Raw genomic sequence first — 794 nt, 5'->3', positions numbered from 1 at the left:
GTTACACTGACACCTGTGGCTCCAGTTACTCCCGCAGCCCCTGTATCGCCGGTAACCCCAGTCGCCCCGGTTACACCTGTATCTCCCGTGGCTCCAGTACTTCCCGTTACACTGACACCTGTGGCTCCAGTTACTCCCGCAGCCCCTGTATCGCCGGTAACTCCAGTCGCCCCGGTTACACCTGTATCTCCCGTGGATCCAGTACTTCCCGTTACACCTACTCCAGTTGCACCTGTCGCACCAGTTGCCCCAGCACCAGCCAGCAACGTATAATCCGGGGATGTTCCCGGCGTTCCAGTTGGCGATGCCACATTTGCAATATATGTGCTGGCATCAAACGTTACAACTTGACCCGCTGGATACGTTGGTGCAACTGCTGGATCGAATGGAACGACGCCTGTCAGACCTGCACCGGTGGCTCCCGTTACACCGACTCCTGTTGCACCTGTCGCACCCGTGGCTCCAGCACCAGCCAGCAACGTGTAATCTGGGGACGTTCCTGGTGTTCCAGTTGGCGATGCCACATTTGCAATATATGTGCTGCCATCAAACGTTACAACTTGACCCGCTGGATACGTTGGTGCAACTGCTGGGTCGAATGGAACGACGCCTGTCAGACCTGCACCGGTGGCTCCCGTTACACCCGTATCTCCGGTTGCGCCCGATACACCGACGCCGGTTGCCCCTGTCGCACCCGTGGCTCCCGCACCAGCCAGCAACGTGTAATCCGGGGACGTTCCTGGGGTGCCTGATGGCGATGCGACATTCGCAATATACGTGCTGCCATCAAACGT

Annotated in this window: 1 pseudogene; it reads right to left on the bottom strand. The window is 58.4% G+C overall.

Features of this window, described 5'->3' with window-relative positions:
* A pseudogene (locus tag HP548_RS00120) lies at positions 1-794 on the bottom strand (hypothetical protein); the annotation flags it as partial.

It is taken from the genome of Paenibacillus taichungensis (assembly GCF_013359905.1).
Classification (GTDB): domain Bacteria; phylum Bacillota; class Bacilli; order Paenibacillales; family Paenibacillaceae; genus Paenibacillus; species Paenibacillus taichungensis.
This window is presented reverse-complemented; position numbering and strand designations above follow the sequence as displayed.